Raw genomic sequence first — 14308 nt, forward strand, 5'->3', positions numbered from 1 at the left:
GATGGCCTTCGACCTCGACCCGTTCGCGATGCTGGCCGGAGCGGCCGCCGGCGGCGGCCTCTTCCTGTTCTTCCTGGCCCTGTACGGCCTGCGCCGCCGCCCGTCCCAGCCGAAACGTCCGCTCGTCAAGATGCTCACCACCCGCACCGCCGTCGCCGTGGTGGCCGCCGGCCTGGTCCTGGTGATCACGGGCTGGCCGGTCCTGGCGGTGGGCGCGGTGCTGCTCGTGTTCGCCTGGCGCGGGCTGTCCGGCGGCGCGGCCGAGGAACGCGCCGCCATGCGCCGCCTGGAGGGGCTGGCCGCCTGGACCGAGTCGCTGCGCGACACCATCGCCGGGGCGGCCGGGCTGGAGCAGGCGATCCCGTCCTCCATCAGGGCCGCCGCGCCTTCGCTCCGGCCCCACCTACGGGCCATGGTCGACCGCCTGCACACCAGGATGGCGCTGCCGGAGGCGCTGTCCCGCTTCGCCGACGAGCTCGACGACCCCTCGGCCGACCTGGTGATCGCCGCGCTCATCCTCAACTCCCGGCTGCGCGGCCCCGGCCTGCGCGACGTGCTCGGCGCGCTCGCCGTCTCGGCCCGCGAAGAGCTCGACATGCGCCGCCGCGTCGAGGCCGAACGTCGCTCGACCAGGCGCAGCGTGCAGATCGTGGTGATCACCGCGCTGGTCTTCGCCGGGCTGCTCATCCTGTTCAACCCCGCCTACGTCAGCGAGTACGGCTCCACCCTCGGCCAGGCCGTGCTCGTGGTCGTCGGCGGCCTGTTCGGCGCCGGCTTCGCGTGGATGCGGCGGCTGGCCAGGTTCGACAAGCCGACCCGGCTGCTCATGGGAGGAGGCGGCCATGGTTGAGGGCGTCCTGGCCGGAGCGGTGCTCGGCCTCGGCCTGTTCGTACTGCTGCGCGCGCTGTTCCCGGCCCGTCCCGGGCTGGTGGCGCGGCTGCTGGCGCTCGACGCCGTGCGCGAGGACGCCGACGCCCCGCGCATCCAGCTCCTGCTGCCCGAGGAGGAGGTCAGCGCCTTCCGCCGCGGTCTCGGCGTCCGCCTGGCCCGCCTCTACGGCGCCCGCGGCTGGGAGGCCCGCTCGGTCAAGTCCGACCTGGCCCTGCTCGGACGCTCGTTCGAGGCGTTCCTGGCCACCAAGGTGCTGCTCGCCGCGAGCGGCCTGCTGGCCTTCCCGATCCTGCTCGGCTGGCTGGCGCTCATGGGGTGGGGCGTGTCGTTCACGGTCCCGTTCTGGTCGGCCGTGCTCGTGGCGCTGCTCTTCTTCTTCCTGCCCGACCTGCAGATCCGCAAGGAGGCCGCGGCCATGCGACGCGACTTCCGGCACGTCGTGGGCGCCTTCCTCGACCTGGTCTCGATGAACCTGGCGGGCGGGCGCGGCGTGCCCGAGGCGCTGATGATGGCCGTCTCGGTCAGCGGCGAGCAGCCCAACTGGGCGATGGGCCGCATCCGCGACGCGCTGGGCGGCGCCCGGATCGTCGGCATCACCCCGTGGCAGGCGCTCGGCCAGCTCGGCGAGGAGATCAACGTCGACGAGCTGCGCGACCTGTCGGCCGCGCTCGGCCTGGTGGCCGACGACGGCGCCAAGGTACGCGCCTCGCTCACCGCCAGGGCCGCCACCTTGCGCCGGCGCGAACTGGCCGAGATCGAGGGACGGGCGGGCGAACGTTCGCAGTCGATGCTCGTGGCCCAGCTCCTCCTGTGCGCCGGTTTCGTGATCTTCCTCAGTTTTCCCGCCGCAATGAAGATGTTGGGGGCCTGATGAACCATCCCTGGATCGTCTATCTCACCGCCTACCTCGGGGTGCGGATCCAGCGTGCCCGCACCGCGCCCAGCAGGGGCGCCTCGGCCGTCGAGTGGGTGATCATCACGGCCATCATCGCGGGCGTCGCGCTCGGGCTGGCCACGCTGATCAAGACCCTGGTCGAGCAGAAGTCCAGCGAGATCGAGGGCACGTTCGGCGGCGGCGGTGGTGGTGGCGGAAACTCGTGAGCGGGGCGCGACCGTGATCGAGCTGGCGCTGCTGATGCCGGTCGTCCTCGCGGTCGCGCTCCTCGTCGTGCAGGTCGCGCTCTGGTTCCACGGTCGTGAGATCGCCGAGGCGGCGGCCAGGGAAGGCGCGCGGGTGGCCCGGTCGGCGCCGTTCGACTCGGGCGACTGGCAGGGCGCGGCCACGGCGAAGGCCACCGACATCGTCAAGGCCGTCGGCCCGCGTCTGCTGGAGAACGCCGCGGCCACCACCTCCGAGCAGGACCCCGACCAGCGCTTCGTCACGGTGACGGGCAGCGCCGTGCAGGTCGTGCCGCTGCTGCCGCCGCTCACGTTCACGATCACGGCGACCGCGGGCGGGCCGATCGAGTGCTTCCGTCCCGACAACGGCGGTGATGACTGCCGATGAAGCCGGGCGAGCGCGGTTCGATGGCCGTGGAGACGGTGATGCTCGCCCCCGTCTTCCTGCTGTTCCTCATGTTCCTGGTCGGGGCGGGGGTGCTGGTGGAGACGCAGGGGCGGGTCAACGGGGCGGCCAGGGACGCCGCGCGCGCCGCGTCCGTGCAGCGCGGCTTCGACGACGCGGGCGCCGCGGCGGAGAGCACCGCGAAGAGCGCGCTGGAGGGCAAGTGCGGCGGCACCACCGTGAACCTGGACGGGTCCACCTGGGAGGCGGGCGGTCAGGTGCAGGCGGAGGTGGCCTGCGAACTCGACCTCGGGTTCCTGGGGTTCGGCGGCACCAAGCGGTTGACGGGCACCGCCGTGGTGCCCCTTGAGCAGCTCGTCAGGCGGGAGCCGTGAAGGAGGGGGAGCGGGGGTCCATGTCGGTGTTCACCGTGCTCTTCTCCGTCGTGGTGTTCCTCCTGGCCGGGCTGCTGGTCGACGGCGGCGCGGCGATCAACGCCCGGCTGCGCGCCGCCGACGTCGCCGAGCAGGCCGCGCGGGCGGGCGCGGACCAGATCGACGTCGACCGGCTGCGCACCGACGGGCAGGTCACCCTGCTGGGCGAGGGCCAGGTCTGCGCCAGGGCCGACGAGATCGTCGCGGCCCAGGGCGGCGACGGCGTGGCGCGCGGCTCCTGCTCGGTCGAGCAGGAGCGGGTGACGGTCAGCGTCTCGGTGCGGTGGGAGGCGTTCTTCCTCGGGGCCCTCGGGTTCCCGGGTTCGGAGATGAACGGCGAGGCCACGGCCGCCCCTGAAGCCAGGTAGACCGATTCCCGCCACTCGGTGGCCGGGGCAACGCACGAGGCAGGACGCTGGACGGAAGAAGGGAGCGGCGATGCCGACGCGAGAGCCGACGCGAGAGCCGACGCGTCCCCCGGGGCGGCACCAGCCCAGGCGGCCGCCTGCGCGCGTCCCGGCCAGGCGGACGTTCGGCGACGTGGTCGCCGGGCTCGCGGCGCTGGTGGCGCTGGTGGCGCTGGTGGGCGGGGTGCCGTACGCGCTGCTCATGTTCGCCGGGCCGCCGGTCACGGCCGAGATGCTCGACCTGCGGTTCTTCACCGCCGAGGTCGGGCCGAGCACGATCCAGGCCGTGCTGGTGCTGCTGGTCTGGCTGGCCTGGTTCCAGCTCTTCGTGTGCGTGCTGGTCGAGGTGTACGCCGGTGTCCGGAGAGTCGGGATGCCCGCCCGCGTACCGCTGTCGGGCGGCACGCAGGCGCTGGCCAACAAGCTCGTCGGCGCGGTGCTGCTGCTGTTCACCGCCGGGGCGATGATCGCGCCCATCGCGCGGATGGCCGCCCCGCCCGCCGCGCCGCCGGTGACCGCGGTCGCCTACTCCGCGCCGATCGTCGAGCGGACGCTGGACACCCACAAGACCAAGAAGGTGTACGTGGTGCAGCCCCCGCACGGGCGTCACCACGAGAGCCTGTGGGAGATCGCGGAGAAATGCCTGGGAGACGGGCGCCGATATCCCGAAATTTACCGACTCAACCAGGCCAAGGAGCAACCGGACGGCACCCGCCTGCGCATGGCCGACCTGATCCGGCCCGGCTGGGTGCTCGACATGCCGGACGACGCCAGGAACGCCCACATCGTCCCCGCCGGCCAGTCCCGCGAGCAGACGCTGCGCGAGCACCCCGGCGTTGCCCACACGCGCGCCCAGCCCGACGCCCGGCACGACGTCGGGAAGAAGACCGCCGACAAGGCCGACAAGACCGAGAAGGACCAGGCCAGGCACCGCAAGCCCGACGTCCGGCAGGACCAGCCCGAGATCACCATCAGGGAGGCCCAGAGCCTCGACCTGATCGACTACCTGGCCGGGGCGTCGCTGGCCGCCGCCGGGCTGCTGGCCCTGCTGGCCAGGAGGCGGCGGGAGCAGTTGTGGCGCAGGGTGTTCGGGCGCAGGATCGTCCGGCCGCGCGACGACGCCGCCCAGGCCGAGGTCGCGCTCAGGCTGGGCGGCGACGCGCCCGGCGCGCGCATCCTCGACATCGGGCTGCGGCTGCTCGGCGCCGAGCTGGCCGCCCAGCACCGCACCCCGCCCACCGTCTACGGCGCCCACCTGTCCCCGCGCACGCTCGACCTGTGGATCCACCCGCCGGACGACGACCCGCCCGAGCCGTGGACGGCCCAGGACGGCGGCCAGGTGTGGCGCCTGCCCGCCCACGAAGGCCGCCTGCTGGAGGAGCAGGCGGGCGGCGCGCCGTACCCGGGGCTGGTCTCGATCGGCACGGACACGGGCGGCCGGGTGCTGATCGACCTGGAGGCCGCGCAGGGCCTGATCAACGTACGCGGCCCGCAGACCACCGCGGCGCTGGCCGCGCTCGCCGTCGAGCTGGCCACCAACCGCTGGTCCGACCGCATGCGCATCACGCTCGTCGGGTTCGGCGAGGAGCTGACCGCGATCGCCCCCGACCGGATCAGGGCCGTCGGCAGCCTGGCCGAGGTGCTGCCCGAGCTGGAGGCGACCGCCGCGCCGCGCAGGGAGGTGCTCACCGGACGCGTCTCCGGCAGCCCGCGCGACGCCCACTACCTGCTGTCGGCCGTGGCCCCCACGCACGAGGAGGCCCGCCGCCTGGCGCTGCTGGCCCGCCGGGACACCGCCGGGTACGTCCTGGCCGGCGACGTCCCGCACGCCACCTGGACGCTGGAGATCGGCGACGACGGCAAGGCGCGCATCGCCGAGCTGGGCTTCGAGGTCGAGGCCCAGCTCCTGCCGCGCCGCCACTACAAGGCGCTGGTCGACCTCTTCCACACCGCCGGACGGCTCGACGGCGAGGCGTATCCCGAGGCGGAGCCGCTGGAGGGCCTGCACCCGCCCGCCGTCGAGATCAAGATGCTCGGGCCCGTCCAGATCGTGGGGCTCGCGCCGCTCGAAGAGGGCCGCATGGCGCTGGCCACCGAGCTGCTGGTCTACCTGGCCACGCATCCCGGCGGCGTGCATCCCGTCGTGCTCGGCGGCGTGCTGTGGCCGCGCGGCGTGCAGACCATGGTCAGGGACGCCACGATCGCCCGCGTCGCCGACTGGCTCGGCCCCGAGCACCTGCACGTCGACGATGCCGGACGGCTCAGGCTCGGTCCGGAGGTCCGTACGGACTGGATCCTGTTCCGCGAGCTGGTCCGCCGTTCCCAGCACGACGCGACGGCCCGGACCGTCCTGCTGGAGAAGGCGCTCGGCCTGGTACGCGGCCCGCTCCTGGCCAATCGCCCGTCCGGCCGGTACGCCTGGCTGGCGGCCGACGACCTGGAGTACGACGTGGCGGCCGGCGTGGCCGACGCGGCCCACCGGCTGTGCGAGCTGCGGCTGGCCCAGGACGAGCCGGACGCGGCGGTGGCGGCCGTACGCGCGGCGTTGCTGCTGGCGACCGACGACGAGGGGCTCTGGCGCGACCTGCTGCGGGCCACGCACGCCACCGGCGACGCCGTCCGCATGCGGGCCGTGGTCGAGGTCCTGACCCGCAGGGCCGCCTCCCACCCGTACGGCGGCGGGATGGCCCCGGAGACCGAGGCGTTGATCGAGGAACTGCTGCCCTCGTGGCGCATCCACGTGGTGAGGGAGTCGTCCGCATGAGACGTATGTCGGTGATCGCGCTCGTCCTGGTCGTGGCGGGGTGCGGGCAGGCGGCGCGGCCGTACACGCCGCAGCCGGGCACGGCGGGGAGCGCCCCGGCGCCCGCGACCGCGACGGAGGGCTCGGCGCGACCCTCCGCGGGCGCGCCCGGGGTCGAGACGATCGAGGTCGGCGGCGGGAAGTTTCGGGTGGACATCGACTGGCCGGACCGGCGCGATCCGCTCATGACCGTCATCACCGACTGGTACCTCGCCTCCCGCAAGGTGATGGTCTCGGGAAGCGATCGATACCTGAAGGATCTGGATCTCGAACTCCAGGCGGTGCGCCAGGCGTATGACGGAGTACGCCGGTACACCGAGGAGGACAGAAGAGTGAAGGGCGTCGCCCGGCTGTACGACCTGCGCGTCACGAAGGTCCTGGACAAGGGCGCGCAGGTCGACACCTGCGTGGATGAGTCGAAGGTACGCGTGGTCAGCGCGAGCAGCGGCGAGGCCGTCTCACCCCAGCCCTCCATCATGCGCGCCCCCTACCTGCAGAGGGCCCTCGCGCACCGCGGCGACGACGGCGTGTGGCGGATCCGGGAACTCTTCTACGACCAGGAAGGATGCGCGCGATGAACCGCGTGATCTCGCTGGCCACCGTGGCCCTGATGCTGCTGGGGCACCTCGACGCCCCGGGCGACCCGGGTGACACGGCCGGCAGCCCCATCGAGCACGGCAGGACCAGAGGGATCGAGCTGCGCAACTCCCGGATCGTCGTCTCCGGCAACGGCGCCAAGGGCGGCAACACCGACGGATACGTTCTCAAACGCCCCTGCTGGTACGAGCCCGGCATGACCGGGGCCGAGATGCTGAAGTCGCAGGAGTCCGTGCGCGACTACTGGTTCCGGTACACCAAGGACGCGTCCGAGGAGAAGTTCCAGGAGTTCCTCAAACAGTTCAAGGACAAGGTCGGCAAGGACGGTCGCTGGTGGGGCCCGGCCTACGACGCCTCCGACCCGAAGGGCCAGGTCTGCTTCGCGGCGCTCGACCCGTTCGTGTTCGTGCCGCCGGGCACGACGCCGCCCGCCGGGATCACGATCCGGGAGCTGGCCGAGATCGCCAGGGCGTCCCTGACCGTGCCCGAGCCCACGATCAAGCTGAGCCCCGACGCCAAGAGCTTCGTCAACCTGCCCACCTGGGTCTGGGTGGAGGGCCTCGGCGAGCGGCGCAGGTCGGTGACCGCGGAGATCCCGGGCGTCATGAGCGTCACCGTCGTGGCCACGCTGAAGAGCATCAAGATCGACCCGGGCACCACGAAGGACCGGGCCGAGGTGCACGAGGAGGGCTGCGGGGCCGCCGGACGCGCGTACGCCAAGGGAGCCTCCTTCACCTGCGGCGTACGTTACCTGCGGGCCTCGATCGACCAGCCGCGCGAGGCGTACCGGCTCACCGTGACCACGTCGTGGCCGGTGGAGACGACCGGTGACGCCGTGCCGTTCCAGTTCGCGCCCGTCGAGGTGGGCGCGACCCGGGACGTGCCGGTCGGCGAGATCCAGAGCAACGTGAAGCCCTAGGCGATCACCGCGGCCAGTGGGGCCAGCTCGGGCTGCTCGGCCGCCTCGGCCAGCACCTCCTTCAGCACCGTGTCGTGCGTCGGGCCGGCCCGGGTCAGCAGGTCGCGGCCGCCGGGGGTGACCTCGGAGTAGATGCCGCGCCGGTCGTCCTCGCACAGGTAGCGCTTGAGCAGGCCGCGCTTCTCCAGGCGGGTGACCAGCCGCGTCGTGGCGCTCTGGCTGAGGACGACGGCACGGGCAAGCTGCTGCATGCGCATGTGCCAGCCGTCCTGGCGGGCGAGCACGTCGAGCACGGTGTACTCGCTCACGCTCAGGCCGTGCTCCTTCTGCAGCGCCTTCTCCAGCCTGTCCTCGATCTTCGCGTGCAGCGCGGCGAGGGTACGCCACCCCTGGGCGCGCGCCTCCACGGCGTCGTCGGCTAGAGGCATGTGACACCCTCCTCCTCATACGAGCGTCCGACAGATAGTCGGCGTGCACAAATAATGCCTACGCCTACTAACGTCGTATGAGAAGTATTCTATGCCTCCAGCCCTACGGCATCGGGGCCACCGGGCGACGCGCCTCAGCTCGGGTCGAACAGCTCCTCGGCGGCCTCGACGGTGAGAGCCCTGTCGATCCAGGATTCGAGAACGTCGAGGTCGGTGCACTGACCGATCCGCTCGGCCGCTTCCTCCGGCACCGTGATGCCTCGTGCCTCCAGGATCCGCAGGATCGCCTTGGCTTCGCCTCGGGCTTCACCTCGGGCTTCACCTCGGGCTTCGCCGAGGGCCTCGCCTTCGGCCACGCCTTCGGCCTTGCTCTCGGCGACCCACTGGCGGACCCACTTGCTCTTAGGCTCGCGTGTTCCCATAGCCATAGTGAACTCCAGGAAGTTGTTGACGACGACCTCGGGCAGCATCGATAGCACGAGGTCACTGTAGATTTCCCGCTCTTTGGGCAGATGCTCGACAGAGTCGAAGAAGGTTTGCAGGATCTTGAGGCCCTCCTCGCCCGAGCGGCCGTGCACGATGGCCGAGAGCGTGGCGAGCTCCGGTTCGGCGATGGCCTGGAGGAGGTCAGTGACCTTGGGGATCCGGTCGGGCCCGATCACGATCGGGTTGAGTATCCAGCCGGGGTGCCCCATCTCGATGGCCTGCTCGCACTTGAGCGCCTCCGCGGGATCCGGGCAGAAGACCAGCAGCATGCACGGGCCCTTGATGCGGGCGCGCAGCGTGGCCAGGTAGACGGGCCAGGACCAGGTCTTCTCCTTCCGGTATCTCCGCTGCACCTCCACGACGACCCCCGCCAGCGGCTTCCCGTTGGCGAGGACGACGACCGCGTCGGCGCGGAACTCGGTCGGCTGGCAGGCGGTGAAGTCCGAGCTTTCCAGCCGGGCCTCGTCGAATGGGGGGATCGGCACGCCCGCCTCGGTCAGCAGGGTGGCGACCAGAGAGGGGCGTTGCCGGACGAGTTCGAGGAGGAACTCATGTTCCAGGGTCGGCGACATGCGAACACATTACCGAACGCTGTCGAGTGATTACTCTCAGTTGGGCTTTTGTCCGCTTTCGTGGGCGAGGAGCCATTCCTTCACCGGGACGCCGTAGTAGTAACCGCCGTAGCCGCCCGTGCTGGGGAGGACGCGGTGGCAGGGGACGAACGGGGCGATCAGGTTCTGGGCGCAGGCGGAGCCGGCGGCGCGGGCGGCGGTGCGCGGAAGGCCGGCGGCCTGGGCCAGTTCGGCGTACGAGACCGTCGTCCCCGCGCGGACCTCGCGCAACGCCTCGTGCAGGCGCTTGCGGGTGGGGGAGCCGGGCTGGGAGACCGGGACGGCGTCCAGGGCGTCGAGGTCGCCGTCGAAGTAGGCCCGGACGGCTTCGGCGGGGGCGCCGAGGTCGTCCACCACGTCCAGGCCCTCCGCCTGCAGGGCGGGGGTGAGGCGGACGAACATCTCCGCCGGGTCGGCCGTGAAGCCGCCCGCGACGAGGACGCCCTCGCGGGTGAGCAGCGACAGCGAGCCGATCGGCGTCGGCAGGACCTGAGCGGTGATCATGAGGAGCTCCAGAGGTGCAGGGCGGCGTAGGCCCGCCAGGGCCGCCACCGTTCGATGTGGTCGTGCGGGATGCCCAGGGCGGCCATGCGCTTGTTCAGCACGAGGTCGCCCGTGGGCCAGGCGTCGGGGTCGCGCAGGGCGCGCAGGGCGATGTAGCTGGCGGTCCACGGGCCGATGCCGGGAACCTTCAGCAGCTCGGTCACGGCCTCGGCCGGGTCCTGGCCGCCGTCGAGGTCGATGTCGCCGTCGGCTACCCGGCCCGCCAGGTCGGAAAGGGTCGCGATCCTGCGGTTGGTCAGGCCGAGGCCCGTCAGGTCGGCCTCGCGCAGTTCGGCCGCGGTGGGGAAGAGGGGGCCGCCGGTCCTGGCGACGATGCGGCCGAGCAGCGTACGCGCTCCGGCCACCGAGATCTGCTGGCCGACCACCGCGCGTACGGCCAGCTCGAACCCGTCGAACGTGCCCGGCACCCGCAGCCCCGGCCGCGCCCGGACGAGCGGGGCCAGCGAGGTCTGGCCGAGCACCTCGGCGATGGCGTCGGGGTCGGCGTCCAGGTCGAGCAGGCGGCGGCAGCGGGCGACGACGCGGGCGAGCTGCCGGGTGTCGGCCACGGCCACGTCAAGGGCGATGTGGTCGGGACGGGGGGTGAGGCTGATCGTCCCGCCCGGCACGACCCTGGAGTACGACGCCGGGCCCGCGACCTCAAGGCCGGGGATGGCCCGCGAGGTCAGGAACCCGAACACGCCCGCCACGTCGTACGGCTCGCGCCGGTGCAGCCGCAACCTCAGCGTCACCGGCCCGGCGACCTCGGGCTCGGGCGGCGCGGCCGGACGTCCGGCGGTGGCGCGCAGCTCGCTGGGCGTGAAGCCGTACGTCTCCCGCATCGTGGCGTTGAACTGCCGCACGCTTCCGAACCCGGCCGCGAACGCCACCTCGGTGACCGGCAGCCCGGTCTCCGTCAGAAGCTGCTTGGCCAGCAGGAGCCGCTTCGTCCGGGCCACGGCCAGCGGCCCGACGCCCAGCTCGGCCACGAACAGCCGGTGCAGGTGGCGTTCGGTGATGTGCAGCCGCCGGGCCAGCCCCGCCACGCCCCGCTCGTCGGCGGCGCCGTCGTCGATCAGCCGCAGGGCCCGGCCGACGAGGTCGCCGCGCAGGTCCCAGCCGGGGTCGCCGGGCGACAGCTCGGGACGGCAGCGCTTGCACGGCCGGAACCCGGCCGCCTCCGCCGAGGCCGCGTGCCGGTAGAAGCGCACGTTCCTGGAGGAGGGGGTACGCGCCGGGCAGATCGGCCGGCAGTAAATGCGTGTCGTCGTCACCGCGGTGTAGAAGCGCCCGTCGAACCGGGAGTCCCTGGCGGAGACCGCCCGGTAACAGGAGTCGAAGTCGAGCTCTAGGGGTGACATGCCTCCGAGACTATGCGCGCGCCGCGGGTGCCGACCGGCGGAAATCGGACCTGACCATGAAAACGCAGGTCACCAGCTCAGAGCGCCTGACCAGCGGTATTCGGACCCGACCGGCGAAGGGCTGAGAAGTGGATCGGCAGCCAGCTCACGGCCATGATCACCGCGCCCGTCCAGAGCGACGCGCGCACCCCCCACAGCTCGCCGATCAACCCCGCCAGCAGCCCGCCGAGGCCGACCGCGCCCGTCAGCAGCAGCCGCATCGTGGCCGTCATCCGCCCGAGCAGGTGGTCCGGCGTGACCCGCTGCCGCAGGCTCACCAGCAGCACGTTGTTCATCCCGGTACGGAAGGTCACCACGAACCACGCCACAGCCGCGGCCCACAGCCACGCCCCGGGCCCCAGGAACGGGATCACCAGCGCGGGCGGGGCGGTGACCAGGCTGACCAGCCACACCGCGCGGCCGGTGCCGAAGCGCCGGCCGAGCAGATGGGCCGACGACGACCCGGCGAGCACGCCGAGCCCGCTCACCGCCAGATACGCTCCAAGCACCCACTCCGGATAGCCGAGCTGCCCCACGATGAGCACCGGCAGCAGGACCGAGCAGAGCGGGAACGCCAGGTTCGCCATCGCACCCTGGACCAGCGCCGCGACCAGCACCCGGTTGCCGAGGATGAACCGTACGCCCTCCGCGATCCGGGCCCGCATGGACTCCGCGTCGCCCGCCGGGCCGTCCTGGACGAGGGCCGGCTCGGGGACGCCGCGCAGCCAGGCCGCCGACCACACGTAGCTCAGCGCGTCCAGCAGCACGGCCACCGGCGCGCCGGCGACCTGGACGAGCACCCCGGCGACGCTGCGCCCGGCGACGTCCATGCCCGCCGCCGTGCCCACGAGCAGCGAGTTGGCCGACGTCAGCCGCTCGCGTCCGATCAGCCCCGGCATGATGCTCATGGACGCCACGTCGAACAGCAGCGTCCCCGCCCCGACGAGCGTCGTCACCACGTAGAGCTGCGCCATGGACAGCACGCCGGCCCACCACGCCACCGGCACCGACAGCAGCGCCGCGGCCCGCGCGGCGTCCATCGCGACCATCAGGCGGCGCCGCCGGACGCGGTCCACCCATGCCCCGGCGGGCAGCCCGAGCACCAGGGCCGTGAGCGTGGCGAGGGCCGAGAGCAGCCCGACCTCGCCCGCGCCCGCCCCGAGGACGGTCACGGCGAGCAGCGGGAGTGCGACGTAGCCGATCTGGGTGCCGAGCTGGCTGACCGTGCCGGCGACGTACAGGTTGCGGAACGCGTGAAGGCGCAGAAGTGGAGCTTCCACCAAGGTTGCTGACATGTCGGCAGAATGCTGAAATGTCGCTCAAGGCCGCTATCGATTAAGTGACAAGCAAATCCAATGACCCTGGACCTGACGTTCACCGCCCACGACATCGCCAACACGCGCTTCGCCGTCTCGCCGCTCGGCGAGGTCGTGACCAGCGTGCGCGTGGTGAAGAACCCCGCGGCGCACCCGCTCCTGCGCCCTTGGGCCGACCAGGTGCGCCGCCGCCTCCAGGACGTGGACTGGGGGCTGCTGTCCGACCTGGTCCCGATTCCCACGGTCTCGATCGCGGGCTTCACCTGCACGCCGCCCTCGACGTCCATGCCGGACCTGGAGCTGGAACTCGCCACGATGCGGGGCGCGGCCGCACGGGTCCGCACGGACCTGGACAAGATCGGCGGCCCCTGGACGAAACGGGTGCAGGCCCTCTACGACGACCCGGAACAGGGCCTCGAACGCCTGGCCGTGGAGGTGGCCGACTACTGGGAGGCGGCGATGGCGCCGTACTGGCCGCGGATCCGATCGCTGCTGGAGGGCGAGATCCTGTACCGCGCCCGGCTGCTGGCCGAGGGCGGCGCCCAGCGCATGCTGGCCGACCTCGACGACGCCGTCACCTGGGACGGCGGCACCCTGCGGCTGGAACACCTGTACGTCACCGGCCGGCGGTCACTGAGGGGGCTCGGGCTGCTGCTGGTGCCGTGCGTGTTCGCCTGGCCGCGGGTCCTGTCGGTCACGACGCCGCCGTACCAGCCGACCGTGCGCTACGCGCCGCGCGGCATCGCGACGCTCTGGGAGCGCCGCGAGGTGGACCCGCCCGAGGCGCTCGCCGCCGTGCTCGGCAGGACGCGCGCCCGGCTGCTGGCCGAGCTCGACCAGCCGGCCTCCACGCGCGACCTGGCCCAGCGCGCCGGGCTCTCCGAGCCCGGCGTCAACCAGCACCTGACGGCGCTGCGCAAGGCCGGCCTGTGCACCGCGCACCGCACCGGCCGGTACGTGCTCTACGCCCGTTCGGCCGTCGCCGAGACGCTGCTCTACTTGGAGGAGACCCCCACCCCCAGGTCGAACTCCCGGTAGACGCGCGCCCAGAACCCGTCGCGCAGCCAGACCCGGGCCTCCGGGTAGGGCCGCAGCGAGTGGCCGAGCTCCTTCTCCGCCTCGATCAGCAGCTCGGTGTCGATCACGGTCGGCAGGATCGGGCCAGGCAGCAGGTCGCGGATGTTGTCGCGGCCGCGGGTGAGTATCCACTTCTGGGCGACGTGCTCGCCGACGTCCTCCACGCGCGGGCGGCTGGGCCCCAGCTTGGCGACCTGGCCGGGCTTGGCGTGCGGCTTGACCGGCGCGCGCCCGGCGAACACCTGGGCGGGCGAGGGAGCCGCGGCGGGCGGGGTGACCGCAACCGGCTGCGGAGCGCGACTGAAAAAGGGTCTCAGGAAATCGGCGGAGATCACTTCCACCGTGTCGGACTCCCACACCAGGCGCTCGGCCTGGTTGGTGCCGTAAGGGGGCTCGACGCCCCACAGGTGGATGCGCACGCCGTACGCCTGCGCCGCCTCGACCGCCGGGACCATGTCCTCGTCGCCGGCCAGCAGGATCGTGTCGGTCACCGCGTGATGCCGGGCGAGTGCCTCCAGGTCGCTCCTGATCTGCGCGTCGACGCCCTTCTGCTGGCCGCGGGCGTTGAGGTTGCCAAGGCGGACCTTGACCCACGGGAGCTGGGCGATGACCCGCTGATCGACGGTCGGCACACGGTCGCGGGCTGCGTCATACCAATAGATCCGCAGAAGTTCGCCGGAAATACGTTCCTCTGCATGTTTCTGTAGACTCTGGATGAGCTCATCGGCGGCCACCCGATATTCCTTGCGTTCCTTCGCGCCGAGCAGCACCTCACCTGCCGCAGCGTACAGATAACCGACATCCACTAGGACGGCGTACTTGGCTGCCACAGGATGCGGCATGAGGTCTGGGATGGCCATGTCGTCCTCCAGGCCGCGGTGTTAGTTGATC

Annotated in this window: 16 protein-coding genes; 10 read left to right on the forward strand and 6 right to left on the reverse strand. The window is 72.3% G+C overall.

The genetic code is table 11. The annotated features are described in order from the left end of the window. Nucleotide 1: 1 nt before the first annotated feature. The 9 genes from ACIA8R_RS24380 to ACIA8R_RS24420 all read left to right on the forward strand — a co-directional run bounded on the left by ACIA8R_RS24380 (nt 2) and on the right by ACIA8R_RS24420 (nt 7556). Nucleotides 2–850, forward strand: coding sequence for a type II secretion system F family protein (locus ACIA8R_RS24380; protein ID WP_357702547.1), 849 nt, complete (start codon nt 2–4; stop codon nt 848–850). Beyond that, nucleotides 843–1763: a type II secretion system F family protein gene (locus tag ACIA8R_RS24385; RefSeq protein ID WP_397040519.1), complete on the forward strand. Its 921-nt coding sequence runs from the start codon at nt 843–845 to the stop codon at nt 1761–1763. The genes ACIA8R_RS24380 and ACIA8R_RS24385 overlap by 8 nt, the downstream gene beginning before the upstream one ends. Continuing rightward, nucleotides 1763–1993, forward strand: coding sequence for a hypothetical protein (locus tag ACIA8R_RS24390; RefSeq protein ID WP_357702551.1), 231 nt, complete (start codon nt 1763–1765; stop codon nt 1991–1993). Before ACIA8R_RS24385 ends, ACIA8R_RS24390 begins: the two co-directional genes overlap by 1 nt. Then, a complete protein-coding gene (locus ACIA8R_RS24395) occupies nt 1977–2399 on the forward strand; it encodes a TadE/TadG family type IV pilus assembly protein (RefSeq protein ID WP_397040521.1) in 423 nt (140 codons plus the stop codon). Before ACIA8R_RS24390 ends, ACIA8R_RS24395 begins: the two co-directional genes overlap by 17 nt. Beyond that, complete coding sequence (locus ACIA8R_RS24400; RefSeq protein WP_364086273.1) at nt 2396–2791, forward strand: TadE family protein; 396 nt, start codon at nt 2396–2398, stop codon at nt 2789–2791. Before ACIA8R_RS24395 ends, ACIA8R_RS24400 begins: the two co-directional genes overlap by 4 nt. A 20-nt stretch (nt 2792–2811) precedes the next feature. Beyond that, nucleotides 2812–3198 carry a pilus assembly protein TadG-related protein gene (locus ACIA8R_RS24405; RefSeq protein WP_357702557.1) on the forward strand — a complete coding sequence of 129 codons (387 nt, stop codon included), beginning with the start codon at nt 2812–2814 and terminating at the stop codon, nt 3196–3198. 70 nt (nt 3199–3268) lie between these two features. Further along, on the forward strand, nt 3269–6001 hold the full coding sequence (locus ACIA8R_RS24410) for a hypothetical protein (protein WP_397040524.1): 2733 nt from the start codon (nt 3269–3271) through the stop codon (nt 5999–6001). Next, entirely contained in the window at nt 5998–6618 is a 621-nt protein-coding gene (locus ACIA8R_RS24415; RefSeq protein ID WP_397040526.1) for a hypothetical protein, read from the forward strand. The genes ACIA8R_RS24410 and ACIA8R_RS24415 overlap by 4 nt, the downstream gene beginning before the upstream one ends. After that, nucleotides 6615–7556 (forward strand): hypothetical protein, encoded by a 942-nt coding sequence (locus tag ACIA8R_RS24420; RefSeq protein WP_397040528.1) that lies wholly within the window; start codon nt 6615–6617, stop codon nt 7554–7556. Before ACIA8R_RS24415 ends, ACIA8R_RS24420 begins: the two co-directional genes overlap by 4 nt. Here the strand turns inward: ACIA8R_RS24420 and ACIA8R_RS24425 are convergent. The 5 genes from ACIA8R_RS24425 to ACIA8R_RS24445 form a co-directional block, all read right to left on the reverse strand. Continuing rightward, nucleotides 7553–7984 (reverse strand): MarR family transcriptional regulator, encoded by a 432-nt coding sequence (locus tag ACIA8R_RS24425; RefSeq protein WP_364086285.1) that lies wholly within the window; start codon nt 7982–7984, stop codon nt 7553–7555. The two genes, ACIA8R_RS24420 and ACIA8R_RS24425, sit on opposite strands and share 4 nt — an antisense overlap. Before the next feature lie 134 nt (nt 7985–8118). Continuing rightward, complete coding sequence (locus ACIA8R_RS24430) at nt 8119–9042, reverse strand: hypothetical protein (RefSeq protein ID WP_397040530.1); 924 nt, start codon at nt 9040–9042, stop codon at nt 8119–8121. A gap of 36 nt (nt 9043–9078) precedes the next feature. Then, nucleotides 9079–9585 (reverse strand): methylated-DNA--[protein]-cysteine S-methyltransferase, encoded by a 507-nt coding sequence (locus ACIA8R_RS24435; RefSeq protein ID WP_357702569.1) that lies wholly within the window; start codon nt 9583–9585, stop codon nt 9079–9081. Then, nucleotides 9582–10985 carry an AlkA N-terminal domain-containing protein gene (locus tag ACIA8R_RS24440; protein ID WP_397040532.1) on the reverse strand — a complete coding sequence of 468 codons (1404 nt, stop codon included), beginning with the start codon at nt 10983–10985 and terminating at the stop codon, nt 9582–9584. Before ACIA8R_RS24440 ends, ACIA8R_RS24435 begins: the two co-directional genes overlap by 4 nt. Nucleotides 10986–11062: 77 nt before the next feature. Further along, nucleotides 11063–12319, reverse strand: coding sequence for an MFS transporter (locus tag ACIA8R_RS24445; RefSeq protein ID WP_397040534.1), 1257 nt, complete (start codon nt 12317–12319; stop codon nt 11063–11065). A gap of 60 nt (nt 12320–12379) precedes the next feature. Here ACIA8R_RS24445 and ACIA8R_RS24450 point away from each other — a divergent pair, with 60 nt between their 5' ends. Next, complete coding sequence (locus ACIA8R_RS24450; protein ID WP_364086297.1) at nt 12380–13378, forward strand: DUF5937 family protein; 999 nt, start codon at nt 12380–12382, stop codon at nt 13376–13378. On the opposite strand, the gene ACIA8R_RS24455 is transcribed toward ACIA8R_RS24450, so the two are convergent. Continuing rightward, nucleotides 13336–14277: an NYN domain-containing protein gene (locus tag ACIA8R_RS24455; RefSeq protein WP_352321648.1), complete on the reverse strand. Its 942-nt coding sequence runs from the start codon at nt 14275–14277 to the stop codon at nt 13336–13338. The two genes, ACIA8R_RS24450 and ACIA8R_RS24455, sit on opposite strands and share 43 nt — an antisense overlap. Nucleotides 14278–14308 lie beyond the last annotated feature (31 nt).

The organism is Nonomuraea sp. NPDC051191, from assembly GCF_044455665.1.
Taxonomy (GTDB): Bacteria; Actinomycetota; Actinomycetes; order Streptosporangiales; family Streptosporangiaceae; genus Nonomuraea.

What these genes read in the sequence shown, in the direction of transcription:
- ACIA8R_RS24410 (WP_397040524.1), top strand. Translation starts at nt 3,269, where the DNA reads ATGCCGACGCGAGAGCCGACGCGAGAGCCGACGCGTCCCCCGGGGCGG.
- ACIA8R_RS24380 (WP_357702547.1), top strand. Translation starts at nt 2, where the DNA reads ATGGCCTTCGACCTCGACCCGTTCGCGATGCTGGCCGGAGCGGCCGCC.
- ACIA8R_RS24455 (WP_352321648.1), bottom strand. Translation starts at nt 14,277, where the DNA reads ATGGCCATCCCAGACCTCATGCCGCATCCTGTGGCAGCCAAGTACGCC.
- ACIA8R_RS24425 (WP_364086285.1), bottom strand. Translation starts at nt 7,984, where the DNA reads ATGCCTCTAGCCGACGACGCCGTGGAGGCGCGCGCCCAGGGGTGGCGT.
- ACIA8R_RS24385 (WP_397040519.1), top strand. Translation starts at nt 843, where the DNA reads ATGGTTGAGGGCGTCCTGGCCGGAGCGGTGCTCGGCCTCGGCCTGTTC.
- ACIA8R_RS24415 (WP_397040526.1), top strand. Translation starts at nt 5,998, where the DNA reads ATGAGACGTATGTCGGTGATCGCGCTCGTCCTGGTCGTGGCGGGGTGC.
- ACIA8R_RS24430 (WP_397040530.1), bottom strand. Translation starts at nt 9,042, where the DNA reads ATGTCGCCGACCCTGGAACATGAGTTCCTCCTCGAACTCGTCCGGCAA.
- ACIA8R_RS24420 (WP_397040528.1), top strand. Translation starts at nt 6,615, where the DNA reads ATGAACCGCGTGATCTCGCTGGCCACCGTGGCCCTGATGCTGCTGGGG.
- ACIA8R_RS24450 (WP_364086297.1), top strand. Translation starts at nt 12,380, where the DNA reads ATGACCCTGGACCTGACGTTCACCGCCCACGACATCGCCAACACGCGC.
- ACIA8R_RS24435 (WP_357702569.1), bottom strand. Translation starts at nt 9,585, where the DNA reads ATGATCACCGCTCAGGTCCTGCCGACGCCGATCGGCTCGCTGTCGCTG.
- ACIA8R_RS24440 (WP_397040532.1), bottom strand. Translation starts at nt 10,985, where the DNA reads ATGTCACCCCTAGAGCTCGACTTCGACTCCTGTTACCGGGCGGTCTCC.
- ACIA8R_RS24405 (WP_357702557.1), top strand. Translation starts at nt 2,812, where the DNA reads ATGTCGGTGTTCACCGTGCTCTTCTCCGTCGTGGTGTTCCTCCTGGCC.
- ACIA8R_RS24390 (WP_357702551.1), top strand. Translation starts at nt 1,763, where the DNA reads ATGAACCATCCCTGGATCGTCTATCTCACCGCCTACCTCGGGGTGCGG.
- ACIA8R_RS24445 (WP_397040534.1), bottom strand. Translation starts at nt 12,319, where the DNA reads ATGTCAGCAACCTTGGTGGAAGCTCCACTTCTGCGCCTTCACGCGTTC.
- ACIA8R_RS24400 (WP_364086273.1), top strand. Translation starts at nt 2,396, where the DNA reads ATGAAGCCGGGCGAGCGCGGTTCGATGGCCGTGGAGACGGTGATGCTC.